The 21068-nt window shown below is 75.4% G+C and carries 23 protein-coding genes; 10 read left to right on the plus strand and 13 right to left on the minus strand.

The window, feature by feature from the left end:
- Positions 1-4: 4 nt before the first annotated feature.
- Positions 5-967 carry a UDP-glucuronic acid decarboxylase family protein gene (locus tag OSR43_RS11900; RefSeq protein ID WP_302266767.1) on the plus strand — a complete coding sequence of 321 codons (963 nt, stop codon included), beginning with the start codon at positions 5-7 and terminating at the stop codon, positions 965-967.
- Here the strand turns inward: OSR43_RS11900 and OSR43_RS11905 are convergent.
- From OSR43_RS11905 to OSR43_RS11935, 7 genes are read right to left on the minus strand one after another with little or no spacing between them, the layout of a single operon-like run.
- Positions 912-1886 (minus strand): glycosyltransferase family 9 protein, encoded by a 975-nt coding sequence (locus OSR43_RS11905; RefSeq protein WP_302266768.1) that lies wholly within the window; start codon positions 1884-1886, stop codon positions 912-914. The two genes, OSR43_RS11900 and OSR43_RS11905, sit on opposite strands and share 56 nt — an antisense overlap.
- Complete coding sequence (gene rfaE2, locus OSR43_RS11910) at positions 1883-3280, minus strand: D-glycero-beta-D-manno-heptose 1-phosphate adenylyltransferase (protein WP_302266769.1); 1398 nt, start codon at positions 3278-3280, stop codon at positions 1883-1885. The genes OSR43_RS11905 and rfaE2 overlap by 4 nt, the downstream gene beginning before the upstream one ends.
- Positions 3277-3924, minus strand: coding sequence for an SIS domain-containing protein (locus OSR43_RS11915; protein WP_302266770.1), 648 nt, complete (start codon positions 3922-3924; stop codon positions 3277-3279). Before OSR43_RS11915 ends, rfaE2 begins: the two co-directional genes overlap by 4 nt.
- Entirely contained in the window at positions 3921-5132 is a 1212-nt protein-coding gene (locus tag OSR43_RS11920; RefSeq protein WP_302266771.1) for a glycosyltransferase, read from the minus strand. Before OSR43_RS11920 ends, OSR43_RS11915 begins: the two co-directional genes overlap by 4 nt.
- Positions 5129-6175 (minus strand): glycosyltransferase family 9 protein, encoded by a 1047-nt coding sequence (locus OSR43_RS11925; RefSeq protein ID WP_302266772.1) that lies wholly within the window; start codon positions 6173-6175, stop codon positions 5129-5131. The genes OSR43_RS11920 and OSR43_RS11925 overlap by 4 nt, the downstream gene beginning before the upstream one ends.
- Positions 6172-7695: an HAD-IIIA family hydrolase gene (locus OSR43_RS11930; RefSeq protein WP_302266773.1), complete on the minus strand. Its 1524-nt coding sequence runs from the start codon at positions 7693-7695 to the stop codon at positions 6172-6174. Before OSR43_RS11930 ends, OSR43_RS11925 begins: the two co-directional genes overlap by 4 nt.
- Positions 7692-9338, minus strand: coding sequence for a carbamoyltransferase C-terminal domain-containing protein (locus OSR43_RS11935; protein WP_302266774.1), 1647 nt, complete (start codon positions 9336-9338; stop codon positions 7692-7694). The genes OSR43_RS11930 and OSR43_RS11935 overlap by 4 nt, the downstream gene beginning before the upstream one ends.
- A gap of 164 nt (positions 9339-9502) precedes the next feature.
- Here OSR43_RS11935 and OSR43_RS11940 point away from each other — a divergent pair, with 164 nt between their 5' ends.
- Both OSR43_RS11940 and OSR43_RS11945 read left to right on the plus strand, forming a co-directional pair.
- Positions 9503-10480 carry a glycosyltransferase gene (locus OSR43_RS11940; RefSeq protein ID WP_302266775.1) on the plus strand — a complete coding sequence of 326 codons (978 nt, stop codon included), beginning with the start codon at positions 9503-9505 and terminating at the stop codon, positions 10478-10480.
- Positions 10477-11313, plus strand: a complete 837-nt coding sequence (locus OSR43_RS11945) for a glycosyltransferase family 2 protein (RefSeq protein WP_302266776.1) — start codon at positions 10477-10479, stop codon at positions 11311-11313. Before OSR43_RS11940 ends, OSR43_RS11945 begins: the two co-directional genes overlap by 4 nt.
- A gap of 10 nt (positions 11314-11323) precedes the next feature.
- Here the strand turns inward: OSR43_RS11945 and OSR43_RS11950 are convergent, their stop codons facing one another.
- From OSR43_RS11950 to OSR43_RS11975, 6 genes are all read right to left on the minus strand, one after another.
- Positions 11324-11608 carry a hypothetical protein gene (locus OSR43_RS11950; RefSeq protein WP_302266777.1) on the minus strand — a complete coding sequence of 95 codons (285 nt, stop codon included), beginning with the start codon at positions 11606-11608 and terminating at the stop codon, positions 11324-11326.
- Positions 11609-11654: 46 nt separating this feature from the next.
- Complete coding sequence (locus tag OSR43_RS11955) at positions 11655-12473, minus strand: RNA methyltransferase (protein ID WP_302271669.1); 819 nt, start codon at positions 12471-12473, stop codon at positions 11655-11657.
- Positions 12470-12862, minus strand: coding sequence for a 50S ribosomal protein L20 (rplT, locus tag OSR43_RS11960; RefSeq protein WP_154617256.1), 393 nt, complete (start codon positions 12860-12862; stop codon positions 12470-12472). The genes OSR43_RS11955 and rplT overlap by 4 nt, the downstream gene beginning before the upstream one ends.
- Before the next feature lie 83 nt (positions 12863-12945).
- Positions 12946-13140, minus strand: a complete 195-nt coding sequence (gene rpmI / locus OSR43_RS11965; protein ID WP_302266778.1) for a 50S ribosomal protein L35 — start codon at positions 13138-13140, stop codon at positions 12946-12948.
- A gap of 93 nt (positions 13141-13233) precedes the next feature.
- Positions 13234-13917, minus strand: coding sequence for a translation initiation factor IF-3 (gene infC / locus OSR43_RS11970; RefSeq protein ID WP_367891530.1), 684 nt, complete (start codon positions 13915-13917; stop codon positions 13234-13236).
- Positions 13918-14240: 323 nt separating this feature from the next.
- The gene (locus tag OSR43_RS11975; protein WP_302266779.1) at positions 14241-14756 is read right to left on the minus strand and encodes an SseB family protein; all 516 of its coding nucleotides are present in this window, start codon (positions 14754-14756) and stop codon (positions 14241-14243) included.
- Between the two features lie 89 nt (positions 14757-14845).
- Between OSR43_RS11975 and OSR43_RS11980 the strand changes: the two genes are divergently transcribed.
- From OSR43_RS11980 to OSR43_RS12010, 7 genes are all read left to right on the plus strand, one after another.
- Positions 14846-15673 (plus strand): ABC transporter permease, encoded by an 828-nt coding sequence (locus OSR43_RS11980; protein ID WP_302266780.1) that lies wholly within the window; start codon positions 14846-14848, stop codon positions 15671-15673.
- On the plus strand, positions 15661-16515 hold the full coding sequence (locus tag OSR43_RS11985; RefSeq protein ID WP_302266781.1) for an ABC transporter ATP-binding protein: 855 nt from the start codon (positions 15661-15663) through the stop codon (positions 16513-16515). The genes OSR43_RS11980 and OSR43_RS11985 overlap by 13 nt, the downstream gene beginning before the upstream one ends.
- On the plus strand, positions 16512-17558 hold the full coding sequence (locus OSR43_RS11990; RefSeq protein ID WP_302266782.1) for an ABC transporter substrate-binding protein: 1047 nt from the start codon (positions 16512-16514) through the stop codon (positions 17556-17558). Before OSR43_RS11985 ends, OSR43_RS11990 begins: the two co-directional genes overlap by 4 nt.
- A complete protein-coding gene (locus OSR43_RS11995; RefSeq protein ID WP_302266783.1) occupies positions 17555-18739 on the plus strand; it encodes an LLM class flavin-dependent oxidoreductase in 1185 nt (394 codons plus the stop codon). The genes OSR43_RS11990 and OSR43_RS11995 overlap by 4 nt, the downstream gene beginning before the upstream one ends.
- Before the next feature lie 68 nt (positions 18740-18807).
- Complete coding sequence (locus OSR43_RS12000; protein WP_302266784.1) at positions 18808-19254, plus strand: hypothetical protein; 447 nt, start codon at positions 18808-18810, stop codon at positions 19252-19254.
- A 31-nt stretch (positions 19255-19285) separates the two neighbouring features.
- Complete coding sequence (locus OSR43_RS12005; RefSeq protein WP_302266785.1) at positions 19286-20506, plus strand: amino acid deaminase/aldolase; 1221 nt, start codon at positions 19286-19288, stop codon at positions 20504-20506.
- On the plus strand, positions 20484-21065 hold the full coding sequence (locus OSR43_RS12010; RefSeq protein ID WP_302266786.1) for a uridine kinase: 582 nt from the start codon (positions 20484-20486) through the stop codon (positions 21063-21065). Before OSR43_RS12005 ends, OSR43_RS12010 begins: the two co-directional genes overlap by 23 nt.
- The last annotated feature ends 3 nt before the right edge of the window (positions 21066-21068 follow it).

The following is a 21068-nucleotide window of genomic DNA, read 5'->3' on the forward strand; positions in this document are numbered from 1 at the left end:
ACGGATGAGGCGCACACCAGGCACCGCGGTGGTCACCGGTGGAGCGGGTTTCGTCGGCTCCTGGCTGTGCCAGCGGCTCCTCGCCGACGGTCACGAGGTGTGGTGCGTCGACTCCTTCGTCACCGGTGGCCGCGACAACGTCGCGCACCTGCTGCACGACCCGCGCTTCCACCTGGTCGTCGCGGACGTGTGCGACCCCTTCGACGTCCCCGGCGAGGTGGACCTCGTCCTGCACCTCGCCTCGCCGGCCTCGCCGGTCCACTACCTGCGGATGCCCGTCGAGACGCTGATGGTCGGCAGCCGGGGAACCACGAACGCGCTCGACCTGGCCGAGCGCAAGGGGGCCCGCTTCCTCATGGCCTCGACCTCGGAGGTGTACGGCGACCCGCTGGAGCACCCGCAGCGCGAGACCTACTGGGGGAACGTCAACCCGATCGGCCCGCGCAGCGTGTACGACGAGGCGAAGCGGTTCTCCGAGGCCCTCACCACCGCCTACCGCGAGCACCGCGGCGTGGACACCGTGATCGCCCGGATCTTCAACACCTACGGCCCGCGGATGGCCGACCAGGACGGCCGGGTCGTGCCGACCTTCGTCCACCAGGCGCTGGCCGGCGAGCCGCTCACCGTCGCCGGCGACGGCAGCCAGACCCGTTCCCTGTGCTTCGTGGAGGACACCGTCGACGGCCTCCTGCGGCTGGCGGCCTCGGGCGAGCCGGGGCCGGTCAACATCGGCAACGACCAGGAGCTGACGGTGCTCCAGATCGCCGAGCTGATCACCGAGCTCACCGGTTCGGACTCCCGGGTCGACTTCGTCGACCTCCCGACCGACGACCCCAAGGTGCGGCGCCCCGACATCGGCCGCGCCGAGCAGCTGCTGGGCTGGCGCCCGTCCACACCGGTCCGCGAGGGGCTCAGCCGGACGGTGCGGTGGATGGCCGGCGAGCGGACCCAGCCCGCGACAGCCTGACGCGGCACGCCTCGAGCACCTCCTCCACGCCGATCGCGGCGAGGGCCGGGTCGAGCTCGGTCGCGTGCGGGTCGCCGGGCCCGGTGCCGTGCCACAGCACGGTGTGCGGGCCGCGCGCCGGCGGCCCCCAGCGGTGCGGCGGGGTGGGCCCGAAGAGCAGCACCGACGGGGTCGCGTACGCCGAGGCGAGGTGCGCGGTGCCGGTGTCGCCGCAGACCACCAGCCGCGCGGCCGCGACGAGGGCGGCCAGCCCGCCGAGGTCGGTGCGCCCCGCGAGGACGGCCTCCGCCGGGAGGCCGGCGGCACGGCGTACCTCCTCGGCCAGCGGCGCCTCGGCGGCCGAGCCGGTGACCACCACCCGGTGACCCTCCGCGGCGAGCGCGCGGGTGACCTGCGCGAACCGGACGGGCGGCCACCGCCGCCCGGGGTAGGCCGCGCCGGGGTGCACGACGACGGCCCCGGCGACCTGCGGGGCGGCCGGCGGCGCGTCGAGCGAGACGTCGTCAGGATCCGCCTCCGTCGGTAGGAGGGCGAAGGCGGTCCTCACCAGCCGGCACCACCGCGCGCGCTCGTGCTCCTCGGGGTCCCACCGGGGGCCGTCCGCCGTCTCGTAGGCGACCAGCCGGCCCGGCCCGAGGTCCTCGAGCAGCCGCCGGCTCGCCGGCCCGTTGCCGTGCAGGTCGACCGCCACGTCCGGCGGCGGCCCGGTCCACGGGACCGGCGCGAGCTCGGCGACGGGGAGGTGGGTGTCGACGGCCGGGACCAGGGCCACCAGCGGTGCGAGCGGCGCCGGCGCGGCGAGGACCAGCTCGTGGTCGGGGAGCGCCCGGCGCAGCGCCTTGAGCGCCGGGACCCCGGCCAGGTGGTCGCCGAGGCCGATCGCCCGGAGCACGAGCGCTCGCGGCCGCCCGGGGCTCACCCGCGCAGCCCGGCGCGCTCCGCCGCGGTGGCCACCAGGTTCGTCGTGGACCGTCCCTGCAGGTAGGGCAGCACGACGGACTGGCCGCCCCACTCGCGCAGCAGCGTCGCCTCGGGCAGCTCCACGCCGGCGTAGTCGCCGCCCTTGGCCCACACGTCCGGCCGGACCCGCCGCAGCGCCTCGGTCGGGGTGTCCTCGTCGAAGACCACGACGGCGTCGACCGGTTCCAGGGCGGCCAGCACGCGGGCGCGGTCGTCCTGCGGCACCAGGGGTCGGGCCTCCCCCTTCAGCCGGCGCACGGAGGCGTCGGAGTTCAGGCAGACGACCAGGCAGTCGCCGAGGGCGCGGGCGGCCTCGAGCGTCGCGACGTGGCCGGCGTGCAGGAGGTCGAAGCAGCCCCCGGTCGCCACCACCGTGCCGCCCGCGGCCCGGACCCGCTCCACGCGCTCCAGGCCGCGAGGGGCGTGCTCGGCCGGGTCGCCGTCGGTCCCGGGCCGGCCGAAGGCCGCCGCTCCCCCGGCGGCGACGAAGTCCGCGGCCGCCAGCACCGCGGCCTGCACCGCCTCGGTCGTCACCGCCCCCGAGGCCAGGGCCCCGGCCGCGGCGCTGGCGAACCGGTCGCCGGCGCCGCAGGGGTCGGCCACCGCCACCCGCGGCGCGGGCAGGACCGACGGCGAGGACTCCCCGTGGCTCAGCAGCGCCCCCTGGGCGCCGAGGGTCATCGCGACGGCCGAGGCCGACCAGCGCTCGACCAGCGCGGCCGCGCGGGCGCTCGCCTGGCCGAGCGGGGTGCGCGCGTCCCGGCCCACGTCGCCGGCGAAGTGCGCGGCCTCGTCGCGGTTCGGGGTCACCAGGCGCACGCCGGGGACCGGCGCCGACCCGCGCGGGTGCGGGTCCCACACCACCGGCACCCGGCCCGCGACGCCGGACAGCGCCTCCCGGACGGCCGGCTCGTCGGTCAGCCCGCGTCCGTAGTCGGCGACCAGCACCGCGCTGGCCGAGCGGATCGCCTCGAGCGCGGACTCCGGGGCGGGGCCGACGGCACCGGCCGTGCCGGTGTCGAGCCGCAGCAGCGACTGCCCGGCCGAGCGCACCCGCTTCTTGACCGGCGTGCTGCCGGCGTGGGGCACCGCGACCAGCCGCACGCCGTACGCCGCCAGCAGCGTCGCGAGGTGCTCGCCGTCGGCGTCGTCGGCCACCGCGGACACCAGCACGACGTCGTGCCCGTCGCGAGCGGCCAGCGCCGCCGCGAGCCCGGCGCCGCCGGGCCGGGCGTGCTCGACGAGGTCGTCGAGCACCGGCACCGGGGCGTCGGGGCACAGGCGCCCGGCGCGCCCCTCCAGGTCGACGTCGAGCAGCGCGTCGCCGACGACGACGAGCGGCCCGCGGCTCACGCGCTGGCCCCCGATCGGCACACGAGGTCCTCGTTCGACATCCGGGTCCGCGAGACGCCGACGCCCAGGGTGCGGTCCAGCGCCGCGCAGGTGATGTGCAGCGCCACCAGGTGGAGCTCCTGGACGGTGGCGGTGTACGGCGCGTCGACGCAGCACGACTCCTCGGCGGCCTCGGCCAGCGGGTTGGGCCGGGGGCCGGTCATCGCCCAGACCTGCATCCCGACCGCCCGCCCACGCTCCGCGGCGGCCACCATGTTGGGGCTGCGGCCGCTGGTCGACATCAGCACCAGCACGTCGCCGGGGCGGCCGTGCGCCTCGACCTGCCGGGCGAAGAGCTCCTCGGGCGGGTAGTCGTTGGCGATCGCGGTGAGGCTCGAGGTCTCCGCGGTCAGGCAGATCGCCGAGAACGGCGGCCGGTCCTCGCGGTACCGGCCGACGAGCTCGGCGGTGAGGTGCTGGGCCTGCGCGGCGCTGCCGCCGTTCCCCGCCGCGAGCAGCCGGCCGCCGCCGTCGAGGACCTCGGCCAGGCGCACGCCCCAGTCGTCCACGACGTCGACGCACGGCCCGAACTTCTCCAGCGCGCGCGACAGCTCCAGCAGGTGCTCGTGGTCGCAGGGCGTGTGCAGGGGGCGGGTGGAGCTCATCGGGTCACCTCCGAGGTCAGGCGCTCGGTGGCGCCGACGAGTGCTTGGTAGACGTGCTCGGTCTGCTCGACGACGCAGCGCCAGTCGTAGCGCTCCAGCGCCCGGCGCCGCCCGGCCCTGCCGTACGCCGCGCGCCGGACGTCGTCGGCGAGCAGGCCCCCGAGGGCCGCGACCAGGGCGTCGGGGTCGCGCGGCGGGACCAGCTCGCCGGTGACGCCGGGGACGACGGTGTCGAGCAGCCCGCCGACCGCGGAGCCGACCACCGGCCGGCCGCAGGCCATGGCCTCCAGCGGGACGATGCCGAACGGCTCGTACCACGGGACCGTGACGACGACGTCGCTGCTGCGGATGAGGTCCGGCACCTCGGCACGCGGGACCGCACCGACGAGCTCGACCCGGTCGGCGGCGCCCAGCTCGGCGGCCAGCGCGCGGAGGCGGCCGACCTCGGGGTCGGCGTCCAGCGCGTCGGCCCGCGGCCCGCCGGCGACCACCAGCTCGACGTCGGGGAGCGCGGCGACGGCCCGCACCGCGTCGTCGATGCCCTTGCGGGCGACCAGGCGGCCGATGACCAGCACCCTCCGCCGGCCGGACGCCGCCGGCGCGCGCCCGGGCCGGAAGTGCTCGACGTCGACGCCGCACGGGATGACCTCGGCCCGCGCCGGGTCCAGCCCGAGCGCGGACAGCTCCTGGACCTCGTCGGAGCAGGTGGCGACGACCCGGTCCACGTCACGGCAGATCCGGCGCTCCAGCGCGATCCGGTCGTCGGGGCTGGTGTCGTCCGCGCCCTGCCAGCGGCGCTTGACCGACCCGAGCGCGTGGAAGGTCTGCACCACCGGCACGCCGGTCCCGGCCGCCGCGTCGAGGGCGGCCAGCCCGCTCATCCAGAAGTGGGCGTGCACCACGTCGGGCCGCCAGCCGCGCCACCGGTCGCGGAGCACCTCCGCGAAGCGACCCATGTGCGGCAGCAGGTCGTCCTTGGGCACCTCGGTGGGCGGGCCGGCCGGCACGTGGTCGACGAGGTACCCGTCGGGGGTGCGCACGCGGGCGGGGCCGGCGGTGCTGTCCCGCCGGGTGTGGACGACGACGTCGTGGCCCCGGCGGGCCAGGCCGGCGGCGAGCGCCGCGACGTGGACGTTCTGGCCGCCCGCGTCGACCCCGCCGAGGGTCGCCAGCGGGTCGGCGTGCTCGGAGACGAGTGCGATCTTCACGGGATCCTCCTCAGGGTCGCGCCCGCGGCTCGGCTCGGCGCGGTGCCGGGCAGGTCGCCGAGCGCGGTGGCGGCGGCGACGACCTCCTCGGCGGTGACCGACGTCAGGCAGGGGTGTCCGGGGACGGGGCAGGTCGTCGCGCGGGTGCCGCGGCACGCCGCGGTCGGGTCACCCAGCAGCACCCGGTGCGGGGTGTACGGCGCCCAGCGCTCGGCCGGGACGGTCGGGGCGAAGAGCGACACGACCGGCACCCCGACCGCGGCGGCGAGGTGGGCCGGTCCGGTGTTGCCGACGACGACGACGCGCGCCCCGGCCAGGAGCCCGGCGAGCTCGCCGAGGTCGGTGCAGCCGCCGCGGTCGACGCCTCCCCCGCCGGCGACGAACGCGGTCAGGTCGCGCTCGTCGGGTCCGCCGGTCACCACCACGGTCACCCCGCGGGCGGTGAGCAGGTGGCAGGTCTCGCGGAACCGCTCGGCCGGCCAGGCACGCGCCGGCACCGACGTGCCCGGGTGCAGCACGACGTACGGCACCGGCGAGGCCTCGGGCACCACCGTGCGGACCGCCAGGCCGCCCCCGTCCCCGGCGGGCAGGTCGAAGCCGCAGGCCCGGGCGAGCGAGAGGGCACGCTCGGGCTCCGGGACGTCCTCGTCGAAGCGGTGCCGCACGTCGAGCAGCGAGCCGGGGTAGTCCTCGCTGATCGCGCCCACCCACGGGATGCCGGCCATCCGGAGCAGCAGCGCGGTGGGGAGCGCGGACTGGTGGAAGGAGGTGAAGACGACCGCCCGGTCGAAGCGGCGCTCCGCCAGCCGCCGCACCAGGTCCTCGACGTCGGCGCGGTCGACCGGGTCCGGCTCGGGGTCGATCCACGGCGAGCGCCAGCACAGCAGCTCGTCCACCCCGGGCAGCAGCTCCGCGGCGGCGCGTCCGCGCGGTCCGCACAGCAGGGTCACGTGGTCGGACCCGGCAGCCAGGGCACGCACCGCCGGGCCGGTGACGAGGACGTCCCCCAGGCTGTCGAGGCGTACGGCGAGCGTGCGGGTCACCAGCGCCCCCCGACGATCGCGTCCACGGCCGCCGGCAGCGACCGCTCCACACGGGCAGCGCGGGCCACCTCCTCGGCCCGGGTCACCGGCGTCGGCACCAGCACCCCCACCGCGCCCGCTGCCTCGGCGGCCCGCACGTCGGCCTCGATGTCACCGACGAGCACCGTCCGCGCCGGGTCGACGTCGAGCTCGGCGCAGGCCTGCTTGACCATGCCGGGCGCCGGCTTGCGGCAGCCGCATCCGTCGTCGGGGCCGTGCGGGCACAGCAGCACGACCTCGAACGGCCCGAGCAGCTCCGCGACGCGGGCGTTGACCGCCTCGACCTGCTCGCGGGTGACCAGGCCGCGGGCGATGCCGGACTGGTTGGTCACGACGCCCAGGCGGACGCCGAGCGCGCGCAGCCGGTCGAGCGCCTCGCGGGCGTCGTCGACGGGCCGCACGAGTGCCGGGTCGCCGTTGTAGGGGACGTCGTGGACCAGCGTGCCGTCCCGGTCCAGCAGCACCAGGTCGGGCAGGCCGCGCCACGGGCCGGCGTGCCGGTGCCGCACGATGCCGCGGGCGGAGTGCCAGGTCGCGGCGAACGGGATCGCGGCGCTGGTGAGCAGCATGCGTCGTACCTCCGCGGCGTCCCGGGGGCCCGGCGCGATCCGGGCCCAGGCGAAGTCGGCGGTGCCGGCCGCCCAGGCGGCCGCCGCCGCCAGCGCCGTGCGTCGCCGCCGGCCGAGCAGGGCCCCGACCGCGACCACCCCGGCTGCGGCGATCGCGACGTGCCGCGGGCGCCGGCCCTGCGGCGCCACGGCGCGCACGTGCCAGTCGGGTCCGTGGACGGCCCGCATCAGGTAGTCGTCGGCATTGCCGGCCTGCTGACGCAGGCTCGCGAGGTCGTCGGCCGGCCGGACCGGGTGCACGGTGAGCCGCGACCCGTCGAGCACGCGCCCGCGGTCGGCGCCGAGCCGCAGCGCGAGGTCGGCGTCCTCGCGGAAGGCACGGGGGAAGCGCTCGTCGAAGCCGCCCACGGCCGCCAGGTCGCGGCGCCGGTACGTCAGGTCGGCGGTGATCCAGCGCGCGGTCTCCAGGCCGGCGGTCCCGCGCTCCCAGTCGGTCGGTCGGCGGTCGGTGGGCAGCGGCACACGGATCCGCCCCTCGGACCCGACGGCCTCGCGCGCGTCCGCCAGCTCGAGGTCGACGCGGAGGTGCTCGTGCCAGTCCCGCTCGGGGAGGACGTCGTCGTCGAGGAAGCAGACCCAGGTGGTGCGGGCGTGCCGCCAGCCGATGTTCCGGGCTCGCGCCGGGCCTCCGCCGCCGGCCCGCACCACCCGCAGGTCCAGCCCGAGGCCCGGCAGCTCGCGGCGCACCAGCCCGGCCAGGTCGGGCCCCTCGCGGCGGTCGTCGACGAGCACGACGGGCACGTCGAGCGGGACGGTCTGATCGGAGAGCCGCTGGAGCAGGACGAGCAGGCTGGGCCGCCCGACGGTGGGGACGACGACGGTGGTGTCGGTGCGGGCGTGGCGCCCCGTCACGCGACGCCTGCCAGCCCCCGGCGGCGGACCACGAACGGGCCGATCGCGAGCATCGTCACCGGCGCGGAGCCGAAGCACTCCAGTGCGTCGCGCGGGTCGTCGACCATCGGGCGGCCCGCGGTGTTGAGGCTGGTGTTGATGACCACCGGGAGACCCGTGCGCTGCTCGAAGACCTCGAGCATCCGGCCGAGCAGCGGGTGGTCCTCGGACTCCACGGTCTGCACCCGGGCCGTGCCGTCGACGTGGACGACCGCCGGGATCCGGTCGCGCCAGTCGGGCGCGACGTCGTGCACGAAGAGCATGTACGGCGAGGGCAGCGGCCCGCGGCTGAAGATCTCGGCCGCGCGCTCGGCGCGCACCATCGGCGCGACCGGTCGGAACTGCTCGCGGCCCTTGACGTCGTTGAGCCGCTCGAGGTTCTCCTTGCGGCCCGGGTGGGCCAGCAGCGAGCGGTGCCCGAGCGCTCGGGGACCGTACTCGCTGCGGCCCTGGAACCAGGCGACGACGCCGTCGGCCGCGAGGCACTCCGCGACCTCCACGGCCACGTCCGCAGGTCGCTCGTAGGGCACCTGCGCCGTGCGCAGCCACGCCTCGATCTCCTCCTCGGAGAACCCGCGGCCGAGGTCGGCGCCGCGCATCGGGGTGAGCGTGTCCCCGTGGGTGTAGGCGTGGTGCAGGGCGCTCCCCAGCGCCGTGCCGGCGTCGCCGGCGGCGGGCTGCACCCACACCGACTCGTAGCCGGTCTCGGCGTGCAGCCGGGTGTTCGCGACGCAGTTGAGCGCCACGCCGCCGGCGAGGGTGAGCGTGGTGCCGCCGGTGCGCCGCCGTAGCCACTCGGCGAGGTCGATGAGGACCTCCTCGAGCCGCGTCTGCACGGTGGCGGCCAGGTCGGCGTGGTCCTGGGTCCACTCCTCCCCCGGCGCCAGCCGCTTGGCCAGCGCGGACCAGTCGACGCCCTGGGTGCGGAAGCCGCCCTCGCCGTCGGCGCGGACCAGGTCGCGGATCTCGTCCATGAACCGCGGCCTGCCGTAGGAGGCCATCGCCATGACCTTGTACTCGTCGGAGGAGCGCAGGAAGCCCAGGTGCTCGGTGAGGTCCTCGTAGAGCAGGCCGAGCGACTGGGGCAGCTCCTGGGCCGCGTGGACGGTGAGGCCGCCGCCCTCGTAGCGCCCGGCCAGGTGGCTGGCGCACTCGCCACGTCCGTCGAGGACCAGCACGTCGGTGTCCGGGTGGGGCGAGGCCAGTGCGCTGGACGCGCCGTGCGAGACGTGGTGCGGCACGAAGCGCACCGTGGCGGGGTCCAGGCCGGGCAGCGCGGTCGCGAGGAAGCCCGGCGCCTGGCGCGCGTACGTCTGGCGCAGGTGGTCCCAGGGGTCGAACAGCCCCATGTCCTCGGCCGGGCGGGCCCGCTCGGGGTCGTAGGAGTACGTCACGGCGTCGAGCTCGGAGACGTCGATGCCGGCCTGCTCGAGGCACCAGCGCGCCGCGAGCTCGGGCTGCTCCCACGCCGCGAACGGCACCGGGCGCTTGCCGTGCTTGCGCCGGGAGAACCGCTCCTCCTCGGCCGCGGCGACCGTCACGCCGTCGACCACGAGGGCGGCCGCCGGGTCGTGGAACAAGGCGTTGATGCCGAGGACCTTCACGCGCACTCCTGTCGTCGGGTGCCCTCGCAGTTCCCGCGCGGCAGGAAGGCATACCCGCGCTGACCTGCACTGCTCGAAGTGCTTTCGTCCCGACGGGTGAATGTCCTCCGGCACCAGGGGAACCGTCGCCAGGTGACCCCTTCGAGCCCGCTGCCCGCCCGCTGATGCGCGTCCTGCTCTGGCACGTGCACGGGTCGTGGACCACCTCCTTCGTCCAGGGCCGCCACGAGTACGTCGTGCCGGTGACGCCCGGGCGGGGACCGGACGGCCTCGGGCGGGCGCGCACGTGGGACTGGCCCGCGAGCGTCGTCGAGCTGCCGCCGGAGGAGCTGGCCGGCGCCGGGATCGACCTGGTGGTGCTGCAGCGGCCGCACGAGCTGGAGCTGGCCGAGCGCTGGCTCGGCCGCCGGCCCGGGGTCGACCTGCCGGCGGTCTACCTCGAGCACAACACCCCGCTGCACGGGCATCCCGACGTGCCGGACACCCGTCACCCGATGGCCGACCAGGCCGCGGTGCCGGTGGTGCACGTGACCGGCTTCAACGAGCTGTTCTGGGACACCGGTGACGCCCGCACCACGGTCATCGACCACGGCATCGTGGACCCCGGCCAGCGCTGGACCGGCGAGCTGCCGCACGCCGCGGTCGTGGTCAACGACCCGGTGCGGCGGGGCCGCTCGGTCGGCACCGACCTGCTGCCCGACCTGCTCGCCGCGGGTCCGGTCGACGTGTTCGGCATGCGGGTCGACCAGCTCCCGTCCGCCGACGGCCTGACCACCCACGAGGACCTCCCCCAGGCCTCGATGCACGACGAGCTCTCGCGGCGTCGCGTCTACGTGCACACCGCACGGTGGACGTCGCTGGGGCTCTCCCTGCTCGAGGCGATGCACCTCGGCTTGCCCGTGGTCGCCCTCGCCACCACCGAGGCGTCCGTGGCCGTGCCGCCGGAGGCCGGGGTGGTCACCACGCGCCGCTCGGAGCTCCGCGCCGCCGTCGCCCGGTTCCTCGCGGACCCCGCGCTCGCCGCCGAGGCGGGTGCGCACGCACGCAAGCACGCCCTGGAGCACTACGGGCTGCCGCGGTTCCTCGAGCGCTGGGACGACGTGCTCGAGGACGCCCTCCGCGGTGGAGGCGCTGCGGGGTGAGCGCACGGGTCACCACCGTCGTCATCAGCCGGGACCGCTGGCCGGACCTGCAGGGCTCGCTCCCGCACCACGAGCCCCCGGTGGTGCTCGTCGACAACGGCTCGCGCGACGGCACCCCGTGGCACGTGGGCCGGGCGTTCCCCGACGTCGAGGTCATCGCGCTCCCGCACAACCTGGCTGCGCCGGCGCGGAACCTCGGCGTCGAGGCCGCCGGCACGCCGTACGTCGCCTTCGCCGACGACGACTCGTGGTGGGCCCCTGGCGCGCTGGAGCGGGCGGCGGACCTCCTCGACGCCCACCCGCGCCTGGCCGTCGTCCACGCCCGGATCCTCGTCGGGCCCGAGGAGCGCCTCGACGGCCTCTGCGCCCGGCTGGCCGACAGCCCGCTCCCGCGCACGCGCGGACTGCCCGGACCCGCGATCGTGGGGTTCGTGGCCTGCGGCGCGGTCGTGCGGCGCGAGGCGTTCCTCGAAGTCGGCGGGTTCGACGCGGTGGTGGAGTTCCCCGGCGAGGAGGAGCGGGTCGCCCTGGACCTGGTGGCCCGGGGCTGGGACCTCGCCTACGTCGACGACGTCGTCGCCCACCACCACCCCTCACCGGTCCGCGACCCGGGCGGGCACCGGCGCACGCGGATCGTGCGCAACCACCTGCTGACCGCGCTCATGCGCCGTCCCTGGCCGGTGGTGCTGCGCGAGGTGGGCGCGGTCCTCCACGAGCGTGACCTCCCGGCCGCTCGGGGGCTCGTGCACGCCGTGCGCCGCTCCCCCCGCGCCCTCGCCGCCCGGCGCGTCGTGCCCGAGCACGTCGAGGACCTCCTCGCGCTCCTGTCCTGAGCCCGGCTCCTCAGGGTCGGGGGTTCGTGCGCGTCCAGCGCTTCTCGTCACGCCGGTGCCCCGTCGCCGCGAGGCACCGGTGGCAGACCGAGGAGACCCGGTCGGCGTCCCGGCCGGTCGCAGGCTGCACGTCGGCCCACTCGACGTGGGAGAACCGCCCCAGCCCCGCCTTCTTCACCGGGATCCCGCACAGCGTCTGGTTCGTGCCCGGCGACCACGCGTGCACCTCGCCGGCCGGGGTCCGGAACCCGTCGGGGTCGGTCCAGGAGTCCGTCGCGGCCACCATCGTGCGCATGCCGTGCGGGTTCCCCGGTCGGGGGCCGGCATACGGTCGGGCGCAGTCAGGCCCGGTGGGCCCGGGCCGAGGCGTAGAGGCAGAGCGCGGCGGCCGTGGAGAGGTTCAGGCTCTCGGCGCGGCCGTGGATCGGGATGCGGACCCGGTGGTCGGCCAGCCCGGCCAGCTCCGCCGGGAGACCCCAGGCCTCGTTGCCGAAGAGCCAGGCGGTCGGCCGGGCGAGCAGGTCCGCGGTGGCCGGGGCGTCGAGGTCCACCTCGCCGGCACCGTCCGCCGCGAGGACGACGAGACCGGCGTCCTGGGCTGCGCGCACGGCCGCGGCGGCGTCGGGCTCGACGGCCAGCGGCAGGTGGAAGAGGCTGCCGACGCTGGCCCGGACCGTCTTGGGGTTGTAGGCGTCGACCGAGCTGCCGGCGAGCACCACGAGGTCGGCGCCGGCCGCGTCGGCGCAGCGCACGACCGTGCCGGCGTTGCCCGGGTCGCGCACGTCGGCGCAGATCGCGACGAGGCGGGCTGCGCGGTCACCGGACAGCAGGTCGGCCAGCGGGCGGTCGAGGTGGCGGCAGAGGCCGACCACGCCCGCCGGCGTGACGCTGTCGCTCAGCGAGGCCAGCGCCTTGTCCTCGACGAGGGTCCAACGGACCTGCGCGCGCTCGGCGGCGGCCGCCAGCGCGGCGTACGTCCCGGTGGCCTCGGGGGTCGCGAAGACCTCGACGACGGCGCCGGGCAGCTCCAGGGCCCCCTCGACCGCCTTCGGGCCGTCAGCGAGGAACAGCCGCCGCTCGGTGCGTACCGAGCGGCGGCTGAGCCTGCGTGCGTCCTTGACGCGGGCGTTGCCCGCGACGAGTGGCGGCGTGGTCGTCAGGCCGACGCCTCCGCCTTGGGCGCGTTGACGTCCTCGGGGAGGGCGTTCTTCGCGACCTCGACGAGGGCGTTGAACGCCGCGACGTCGTTGACGGCCAGCTCGGCCAGGATCTTGCGGTCGACCTCGACACCGGCGAGGTTGAGGCCCTGGATGAAGCGGTTGTAGGTCATCCCCTGGGCGCGGGCCGCAGCGTTGATGCGCTGGATCCACAGCTTGCGGAAGTTGCCCTTGTTCTTGCGCCGGTCGTTGTAGCTGTAGACCAGCGAGTGGGTGACCTGCTCCTTGGCCTTGCGGTACAGGCGCGAGCGCTGGCCGCGGTAGCCGCTGGCGCGCTCGAGGGTCGTACGGCGCTTCTTCTGGGCGTTCACTGCCCGCTTGACGCGTGCCATCTGTCTTGCTCCTTGGTGCTCATGGTCTCGACGGGCTCATCGGCTGCTGCCGACGACCCACCGTGGATTCGGGTGGGGCGAGGTCAGAGACCCAGCATCTTCTTCGCGCGCTTGACGTCGGACTTGGCCAGCTCGACCGTCCCGGTCATCCGGCGGGTGACCTTCGAGGGCTTCTTCTCGAGGTTGTGGCGCTTGCCGGCCTTCTCGCGAAGGATCTTGCCGGAGCCGGTCACCTTGAAGCGCTTGCTGGCACCGGAGTGCGTCTTGTTCTTCGGCATCTCTGTCTCTCTCTCGTCGTCCTGCCGACGGCACGGTGGTGCCACGGCGGAAGTCTCTGGGCGGTCGGGGTCTGCACCCCCGTCCGCATGACGTCAGGCGTCGATCTCGGGGTCGAGGTTCTCGGAGCGGCGGCGCTCCTTCTTCTGCGCCACCGGACCCGCCGCGTGGGCGGCCTCGCGCTCTGCCTGCTCCTCGGCCTCGGCCGCGGCGCGCTCGGCGGTGCGGGCGTCCTTGGCGGCCTGCACGTCGACCTTGGCGTCGGCCTTCTTCTTGTGCGGGCCGAGCACCATGATCATGTTGCGGCCGTCCTGCTTGGGGGCCGACTCCACGAAGCCGAGGTCGGTGACGTCCTCGGCCAGGCGCTGGAGCAGGCGGAAGCCCAGCTCGGGGCGGTGCTGCTCACGACCGCGGAACATGATCGTGATCTTGACCTTGTCCCCCGCCTTGAGGAACCGCACGACGTGACCCTTCTTGGTCTCGTAGTCGTGGGCGTCGATCTTCGGACGAAGCTTCATCTCCTTGATGATCACGTTCGTCTGGTTCCGACGCGCCTCGCGGGCCTTCTGGGCGTTCTCGTACTTGAACTTGCCGTAGTCCATGAGCTTGCAGACCGGCGGGCGCGCCATGGGTGCCACCTCGACCAGGTCGAGGTCGGCCTCCTGCGCGAGGCGGAGGGCGTCGGCCGTCGGGACGATGCCGACGGTCTCGCCGTTGGGTCCAACGAGGCGGACCTCGGAAACCCGGATCCGGTCGTTGATACGAAGCTCGGTGCTGATGTGTCCTCCTGGTGGCTACGTGGCCGGCGGCCCCGACGCCTCCCCGGATCGGTTCCGGAAATGACGAAAGGCCTCCGCTGACGCAAGCGGAGGCCTGTCACTGCCCATCACCACGGCGCCACGCACGACGTACGTGCAGGTGCCACGGCCGGAGCCTTCAGGACCGGACCCGACGACCTGTGCCCGAGTGGTGCTGGGTGCTGCTGGGCGGCGGTCGCTGCGGGTGGGAGACGGATGGTGCTGGTCCCCGCTTGTGGATCTGCTCCCCGGTCCAGGCACGCCTGGCCCAGGTCACTGATCGGTCAACACGGAAGACTAGCCGATCATTCCGTCCCGGGCCGAATCCATGCCTGCCGGTCGCCCACCCGCGCCAGCGTCCACCCGGCCGCCAGGGCGTGCAGGTCCTCGCCCTCGACGACCAACCGCACCGGGCCGGCCACGTCGACCAGGAGCGCGACGGCGCCCTCCTGCACCGCCGACTGCGCGGCGACCCGGGCGGGCACCGGCACCGGGCGCGCCGCCGGGTCCCACGCCGCCATCGCCGCGGTGCCGGAGAAGGCGAGCAGCGCGAGCCGGCCGTCGGCACCGGTGAGCAGCACGGCCGCCATGTCGGAGGTCTTGTCGTGGGCCAGCCCGTGCTCGTCGACCTCGACCTCGCCGAGCACCGCCACCACCGGCACGAGGAGCCGGCACGTGGTCAGGGCGGCGAGCACGTCGCCGTACCGCGCGCGGTCCGTCGCGTACGCCGTGGCCGCCGCGACGAGCCCGGGCGGCGCCCCGCCGTCGTCGTCGGGGAAGCCGGGGCCCAGGAGCCGCTTCTGGTCGGGACGCTCGCTCACGCCCGTGATGGTCTCAGACGCGCGACCGGCACGCCCAAAGTCGAGCGAGTCGCTTGATTTAAGTACCCAACTTCCGTAGACATACGCCCATGGACACGACCACCGCCGTCGCCGGCGTCCCCGCCGGCGCACGCCTGCAGCAGGCGTCGCCCCCGAGGCGGCGCCGCCGGGCACCCCTGCACCTGCTCCGTCGATGGGTGTCCCCCGTCGCACTCGTCGCCCTGTGGCAGCTGGCCTCCTCGACCGGGGTGCTGGACGAGCGCAAGCTCGCCTCCCCCGCGCAGGTCGCGACCACCGCGCTCGACCTGGTCCAGGCCGGCACGCTGGGCACCCAGACGCTCATCTCGCTGCAGCGGGTCGGCCTCGGCTTCGCGATCGGCGCCACGATCGGCCTGGCGCTCGCCGTGGTCGCCGGGCTCAGCCGCGTGGGCGAGGACGCGATCGACCCGCCCATGCAGATGCTCCGGACGCTGCCGCACTTCGGACTCGTCACGCTCTTCATCATCTGGTTCGGGATCGGGGAGACGCCGAAGGTGGCGCTCATCGCGCTGGGAGCGACGTTCCCGCTCTACCTCAACACGCTCGGCGGCATCCGCGGCATCGAGCGCAAGACCCTCGAGGCCGCCCAGGCGCTGCACCTCACCTGGGCGCAGCGGATCCGGCACGTCGTCATCCCCGGCGCGCTGCCCCAGACCCTGGTGGGCCTGCGGCAGAGCCTCGGCATCGCGTGGCTGTCGCTGATCGTCGCGGAGACCATCGCCTCCCAGTCCGGACTCGGATACATGATCAACCACGCCAAGGACTTCCTCCAGACCGACGTCATCGTCGTCGGCCTCGCCGTCTACAGCCTGCTCGGTCTCGCCACCGACGCCGTCGTCCGCTACCTCGAGAGGAAGGCCCTCGCATGGCGCTCCTGACCCCCGGCACGACCACCGCCACCCCGCCCGCTCCCCCGTCGCCCGGCGGTGAGCACGTCGCCCGCGTGCGCCGCCACAACCGCTCCTTCGGCGACACCCACGTCCTGCGCGACATCGACCTCGACGTCCGGCACGGCGAGATCGTCGCCCTCCTGGGCCGCAGCGGCTGCGGCAAGTCGACCCTCCTGCGCAGCCTCGCGCACCTCGACCCGGCCCCGGCCGGCGAGATCGAGGTCAACGGCCGCACCGGCGTCGCCTTCCAGGAGCCGCGCCTGCTCAACTGGCGCACGGTCCAGCAGAACGTCGCGCTGGCCCTGCTCAACAGCCCCGAGCGCAAGCAGCGCTTCACGCTCGCCGAGGAGACCCTCGCCGAGGTCGGGCTCGGCGCGAAGCTGGACGCCTGGCCCCTGCAGCTCTCCGGCGGCCAGGCCCAGCGGGTGTCCCTGGCCCGGGCACTGGTGAGCAACCCGGCGCTGCTGCTGCTCGACGAGCCGTTCAGCGCCCTCGACGCCCTGACCCGGATCGAGATGCACCAGCTCGTCATCGAGCTGTGGCGTCGCCACTCCATGGCGATCCTGCTCGTCACCCACGACGTGGACGAGGCGCTCGCGCTCGCCGACCGGATGGTCGTGATGGACGAGGGACGGATCGCCCGCACCTGGGAGATCTCCCTGCCGCGGTCGGACCGCGCCCCCTCCCAGCCGGACATCGCCCGGACCCGCGCCGAGGTGCTCGGGGCCCTCGGCGTCAAGCCCACCCCGCCGAACCCCCGACGGGACCCCGTCACCGGGGAGCTCGGCCCCGCCCACCCCACCCAGCCCGCGAAGCGAGGAGCAGCATGACCCGCACCACCACCCCGAGGCCCGGCCGCCGGCGCGGCCTGCGCACCGCCCTGACCGCGGTGCTCGCCGCCACGACCCTGGCGCTCGCCGCCTGCGGCGGCTCGGCGACCGGCAACGAGGCCGCCGTGGGCGACGACGGCGAGGTCGACCTCTCCCAGGTGACCCTGATCGTCGGCGACCAGAAGGGCACCAGCGCCAAGGCGCTGCTGACCGCCGCCGGCCTCGACGACACCGAGTACGCCATCGAGTGGAAGGAGTTCACCTCCGGCCCGCCGATCCTCGAGGCCCTCAACTCCGACGCGATCCACGTCGGCATGGTCGGCAACACCCCACCGGTCTTCGCGGCCGCCGCCGGCGGCACCTTCAAGATGGTGGCCACCGCCTCCTACACCGGCAAGGGCGACACCATCCTGGTGCCGAAGGACTCCACCATCCAGGACGTCTCGGAGCTGAAGGGCAAGAAGGTCGCCGTCGCCGAGGGGAGCTCGGCCAACTACAACCTGCTCGCCCAGCTTGAGGAGGCCGGCCTGACCTACGACGACATCGAGGTCCAGAACCTCCAGCCCGCCGACGCGCTCGCGGCGTTCGCCAACGGCCACGTCGACGCCTGGGCCGTGTGGGACCCCTACACCTCCCAGGCCGTGGTCGACGAGGGCGCACGCGTCCTCGTCGACGGCGACGGGCTGGTCAACGGACTGAACTTCCAGGTCGCCTCGCAGTCCGCACTCGACGACGAGGCCACCACGGCGGCGCTCGAGGACTACCTGACCCGGATCACCAAGGCCCAGATCTGGTCGGCGGAGAACCAGCAGGACTGGGCGAAGGTGTGGGCCGAGCAGACCGGCCTGAGCGAGGAGGTCACCCTCGCCGCCGCGAAGAACCGCCCCGTGACACCGCAGCCGATCGACCAGGAGGTCATCGACTCCGAGCAGCAGATGGCCGACACCTTCACCGCCAACGGGCTGATCCCCGAGGAGGTCGACGTGTCGGGCTTCTTCAGCGACCAGTTCGCGGACGCGACCACCGGCGACGCCGTCCAGTGACCGCACCGCTGACGCTGCACTGGTTCCTGCCGACCTCCGGCGACAGCCGGGGGTTGGTGGGTGCCGGGCAGGGCGTCCCCCACGACCTCACCACCGGGCTCGCGGACACCCTCGGGGACTCGGTGCGCGACCGGTTCCGGCCCCCGACCCTCGACTACCTCGCCGACGTCGCGCGGACCGCCGAGAAGCTCGGGTTCGAGGGCGTGCTCACGCCGACCGGCACCTTCTGCGAGGACGCGTGGCTGACCACCGCCGCGCTCGTGCGGGAGACCACCCGGCTGAAGTTCCTCGTGGCCTTCCGCCCCGGCGTGGTCAACCCGGTGCTCGCCGCCCAGATGGCGGCCACCTACCAGCGCATCTCGGACGGGCGGCTGATGCTCAACGTCGTCACCGGCGGGGAGCCCAAGGAGCAGGCCCGGTTCGGCGACCTCGCACCCAAGGACGAGCGTTACGCCCGCACCGACGAGTTCCTCGAGGTCGTCCGCGGCACCTGGTCGCAGGCGCCGTACGACTTCGAGGGCACGCACTACCGCGCCGAGGGCGCGCTGGTCAGCGGCGGGATCGACCCGGTCCCGCCCGTCTACTTCGGCGGCTCGTCCGCAGCGGCAGGTCCGGTGGCCGCTCGGCACGCCGACGTCTACCTGACCTGGGGCGAGCCGCCGGACCAGGTGGCCGAGAAGGTCGCCTGGGTCCGGGACCTGGCCGCGGCGCAGGGGCGCACGATGCGCTTCGGGCTGCGGGTGCACACGCTGTCGCGGGACACCTCCGAGGACGCCTGGCGGCACGCGCAGTGGCTGCTCGACGGGCTCGACCCGGCGACGGTCGAGGCTGCCCAGGCCGCGCAGGCACGCAGCGAGTCGACCGGCCAGCAGCGCATGTCCGCGCTGCGCCGGTCGGGCGCGTCGTACTCCTCGGCGCACGACCTGGAGGTCCACCCCGGCCTCTGGTCGGGCGTCGGGCTGGTGCGCGGCGGTGCCGGCACCTCGCTGGTGGGCAGCCACGAGGAGGTCGCCGACCTCGTCGAGGCCTACCACCGCGCCGGCATCGACGAGCTGGTGCTCTCGGGCTACCCGCACGTGGAGGAGGCCTACTGGTTCGCCGAGGGGGTCGTCCCGCACCTGCGTCGTCGGGGCCTGCTCGGCGCGGCCGCCGGCGCGGCCCCGGCCCTGGCGCCCGCCTGACCGCCACCGGACCGGCCTGCTCGGCGCTCCTGGAGCAGGTACGCCGGGCCGCGTGGCAGGCTGGTCCCGTGGACGACGCGACGTGGGCCGCCCTCGCACTCACCCTGACCGTGCTCGGGGCGGTGTGGACCTGGCACGCGTTCCGGCGACGCGGGCTGGCCTCCGGGCTGCGCGGCGCGGGCCTGACCCTGCTGCCGGTCGCGGCGTACCTCACCGACACCCTGCGGATGTTCACCCGGATCGGCACCGCCGTCGGCGACTGGGCCACCGGCCTGGTGCTCAGCCCCGTGGTCTGGTCCGGCATCGTCCTGGCGGGCGTCGCCGCGGTGCTGCTGGTGGTCTCGGGCGTGGTCCGCGACCGTGAGCGCGCCAAGGCCGTGGACGGCGCGCCGCGGTCCGACCCCGAGCCGCGCCGGGCGACGGGCAAGGGGAAGCCCGCGATCGGCACGCCCGACGGCGGCGACGACGACCTCGCCGACATCGAGGCGCTGCTGCGCAAGCGCGGCATCTCCTGACCGGGGTGACCGCGTCTCCTAGGCTCCTGCGATGACCCACCTCGACGACGTCAGCCGCAACCGGCTCTGGACCCGGCTCTCCACGGCCGTCGCGGCCACCGAGGGAGACCTGCCGACCCCCGTCGTGGTGGTCGACCTCGACGCCTTCGACACCAACGCCGCCGACCTGGTGCGCCGGGCCGGCGGCAAGCCGGTCCGCGTCGCGTCCAAGTCCATCCGGGTCCCCGCGCTGCTGCGCCGGGCGCTGGCGACCGAGGGCTTCCAGGGCGTGCTCGCCTACACCTTGCGCGAGGCGCTGTGGCTGGAGGAGCAGGGCGTCACCGATGACGTGCTCGTGGCGTACCCCACCGTCGACCGCGGCGCGCTCGCCCGGCTCGTGTCCTCCCCCGCTGCCGCGGCCCACGTGACGCTGATGGTCGACGACGTCGCCCACCTCGACGTCGTGGACTCGGTCCGGGCCTCCTCCGCCGTCCCCGTCCGGGTCGCGCTGGAGGTCGACGCCGGCCTGTGGGTGCGCGGGCGGCACGTCGGGCCCAAGCGCAGCCCCCTGCACGACCCCGAGGACGTCGCCCGGCTGGCGCGCGACGTCCTGGAGCGACCGGGCTTCCGGCTCGTGGGCGTGATGACGTACGAGGGCCAGGTCGCGGGCGTGCCGGACGCGGTGCCGACCAGCCGCGCCCGCTCGACGGTCGTGCGCGGCCTGAAGGCGGCCTCCCGCACCCAGCTCTCCGAGCGCCGGCGGGCGGTCGCGGACGCGCTCGCTCCGCTGGTCGACCTCGAGCTGTGGAACGGTGGCGGTTCGGGATCGGTGGAGTCGACCGTCGCGGACCCGGTCGTGACCGAGGTCGCCGCCGGCTCGGGCCTGCTCGTGCCGACCCTGTTCGACCACTACCGCTCCTTCGACCCGCGCCCGGCGGCGTACTACGGCGTGCCGGTGGTCCGTCGCCCGTCGGCGGACGTCGCGACCGTGCACGGTGGCGGCTTCGCGGCCTCGGGCGCCGCCGGCCGGGACCGGCTGCCGACGCCGTGGGCGCCGGCCGGCCTCCGGCTCACCGGACTCGAGGGCGCCGGCGAGGTGCAGACGCCCCTGACCGGCCCCACCGCCGGCCGCCTCTCGATCGGCGACCTGGTGTGGTTCCGGCACGCCAAGTCCGGGGAGCTCTTCGAGCACACCGACCGCGTCCACCTGCTGCGCGGCGACCGGTTCGTCGAGGAGGTCCCCACCTACCGTGGGCACGGCCTCGTCTTCTGACCCGGCCGCGGTCGTCCTGGGGCTGGCCCGGGCGCGCCCGGCCACCCTGGGCGGCGGCCGCCTCGTCTGCGTCGACGGACCGGCGGGCTCGGGCAAGACGACGCTGGCCGGGCGGATCGGCGCCCTCGGCGACGCGCCGGTGCTGCACATGGACGACCTGTACGACGGCTGGGACGGCCTGCCCCGCGTCGGCGACCAGCTCGGCACGCTCCTCCTCCCGCTCGCGCGGGGCGAGGCCGGCCGCTACCGACGCTACGACTGGCACGCCGGCGCGTACGCCGGGACGGTCACGGTGCCGCCCGCCCCGCTGCGCGTGCTCGAGGGCGTGGGCGCCGGCTCCGCGGCGTACGCCGCCCTGGCCACGGTCCTGGTGTGGGTCGAGGCCCCGGCCGACCTGCGCCTGGCCCGCGGCCTCGCCCGCGACGGCGCCGCCGTCGAGCCGCACTGGCACCGCTGGGGGGTGGCGGAGGCGGCCCACTTCGCCGCCGACGGGACCCGGGCGCGCGCCGACGTGCTGGTGGACGGGACCGGCCGCACCCCCGCCGTCCACCTAGGGTGACCA

Source organism: Nocardioides sp. Arc9.136 (assembly GCF_030506255.1).
Taxonomy (GTDB): Bacteria; Actinomycetota; Actinomycetes; order Propionibacteriales; family Nocardioidaceae; genus Nocardioides.

Excerpts from the sequence above, each read along its gene's own strand:
- OSR43_RS11900 (WP_302266767.1), top strand. The coding sequence starts at position 5 with ATGAGGCGCACACCAGGCACCGCGGTGGTCACCGGTGGAGCGGGTTTC.
- OSR43_RS11915 (WP_302266770.1), bottom strand. The coding sequence starts at position 3,924 with ATGAGCTCCACCCGCCCCCTGCACACGCCCTGCGACCACGAGCACCTG.
- OSR43_RS11940 (WP_302266775.1), top strand. The coding sequence starts at position 9,503 with ATGCGCGTCCTGCTCTGGCACGTGCACGGGTCGTGGACCACCTCCTTC.
- OSR43_RS11950 (WP_302266777.1), bottom strand. The coding sequence starts at position 11,608 with ATGCGCACGATGGTGGCCGCGACGGACTCCTGGACCGACCCCGACGGG.
- rplT (WP_154617256.1), bottom strand. The coding sequence starts at position 12,862 with ATGGCACGCGTCAAGCGGGCAGTGAACGCCCAGAAGAAGCGCCGTACG.
- rpmI (WP_302266778.1), bottom strand. The coding sequence starts at position 13,140 with ATGCCGAAGAACAAGACGCACTCCGGTGCCAGCAAGCGCTTCAAGGTG.
- OSR43_RS11980 (WP_302266780.1), top strand. The coding sequence starts at position 14,846 with ATGGACACGACCACCGCCGTCGCCGGCGTCCCCGCCGGCGCACGCCTG.
- OSR43_RS11985 (WP_302266781.1), top strand. The coding sequence starts at position 15,661 with ATGGCGCTCCTGACCCCCGGCACGACCACCGCCACCCCGCCCGCTCCC.
- OSR43_RS11990 (WP_302266782.1), top strand. The coding sequence starts at position 16,512 with ATGACCCGCACCACCACCCCGAGGCCCGGCCGCCGGCGCGGCCTGCGC.
- OSR43_RS12005 (WP_302266785.1), top strand. The coding sequence starts at position 19,286 with ATGACCCACCTCGACGACGTCAGCCGCAACCGGCTCTGGACCCGGCTC.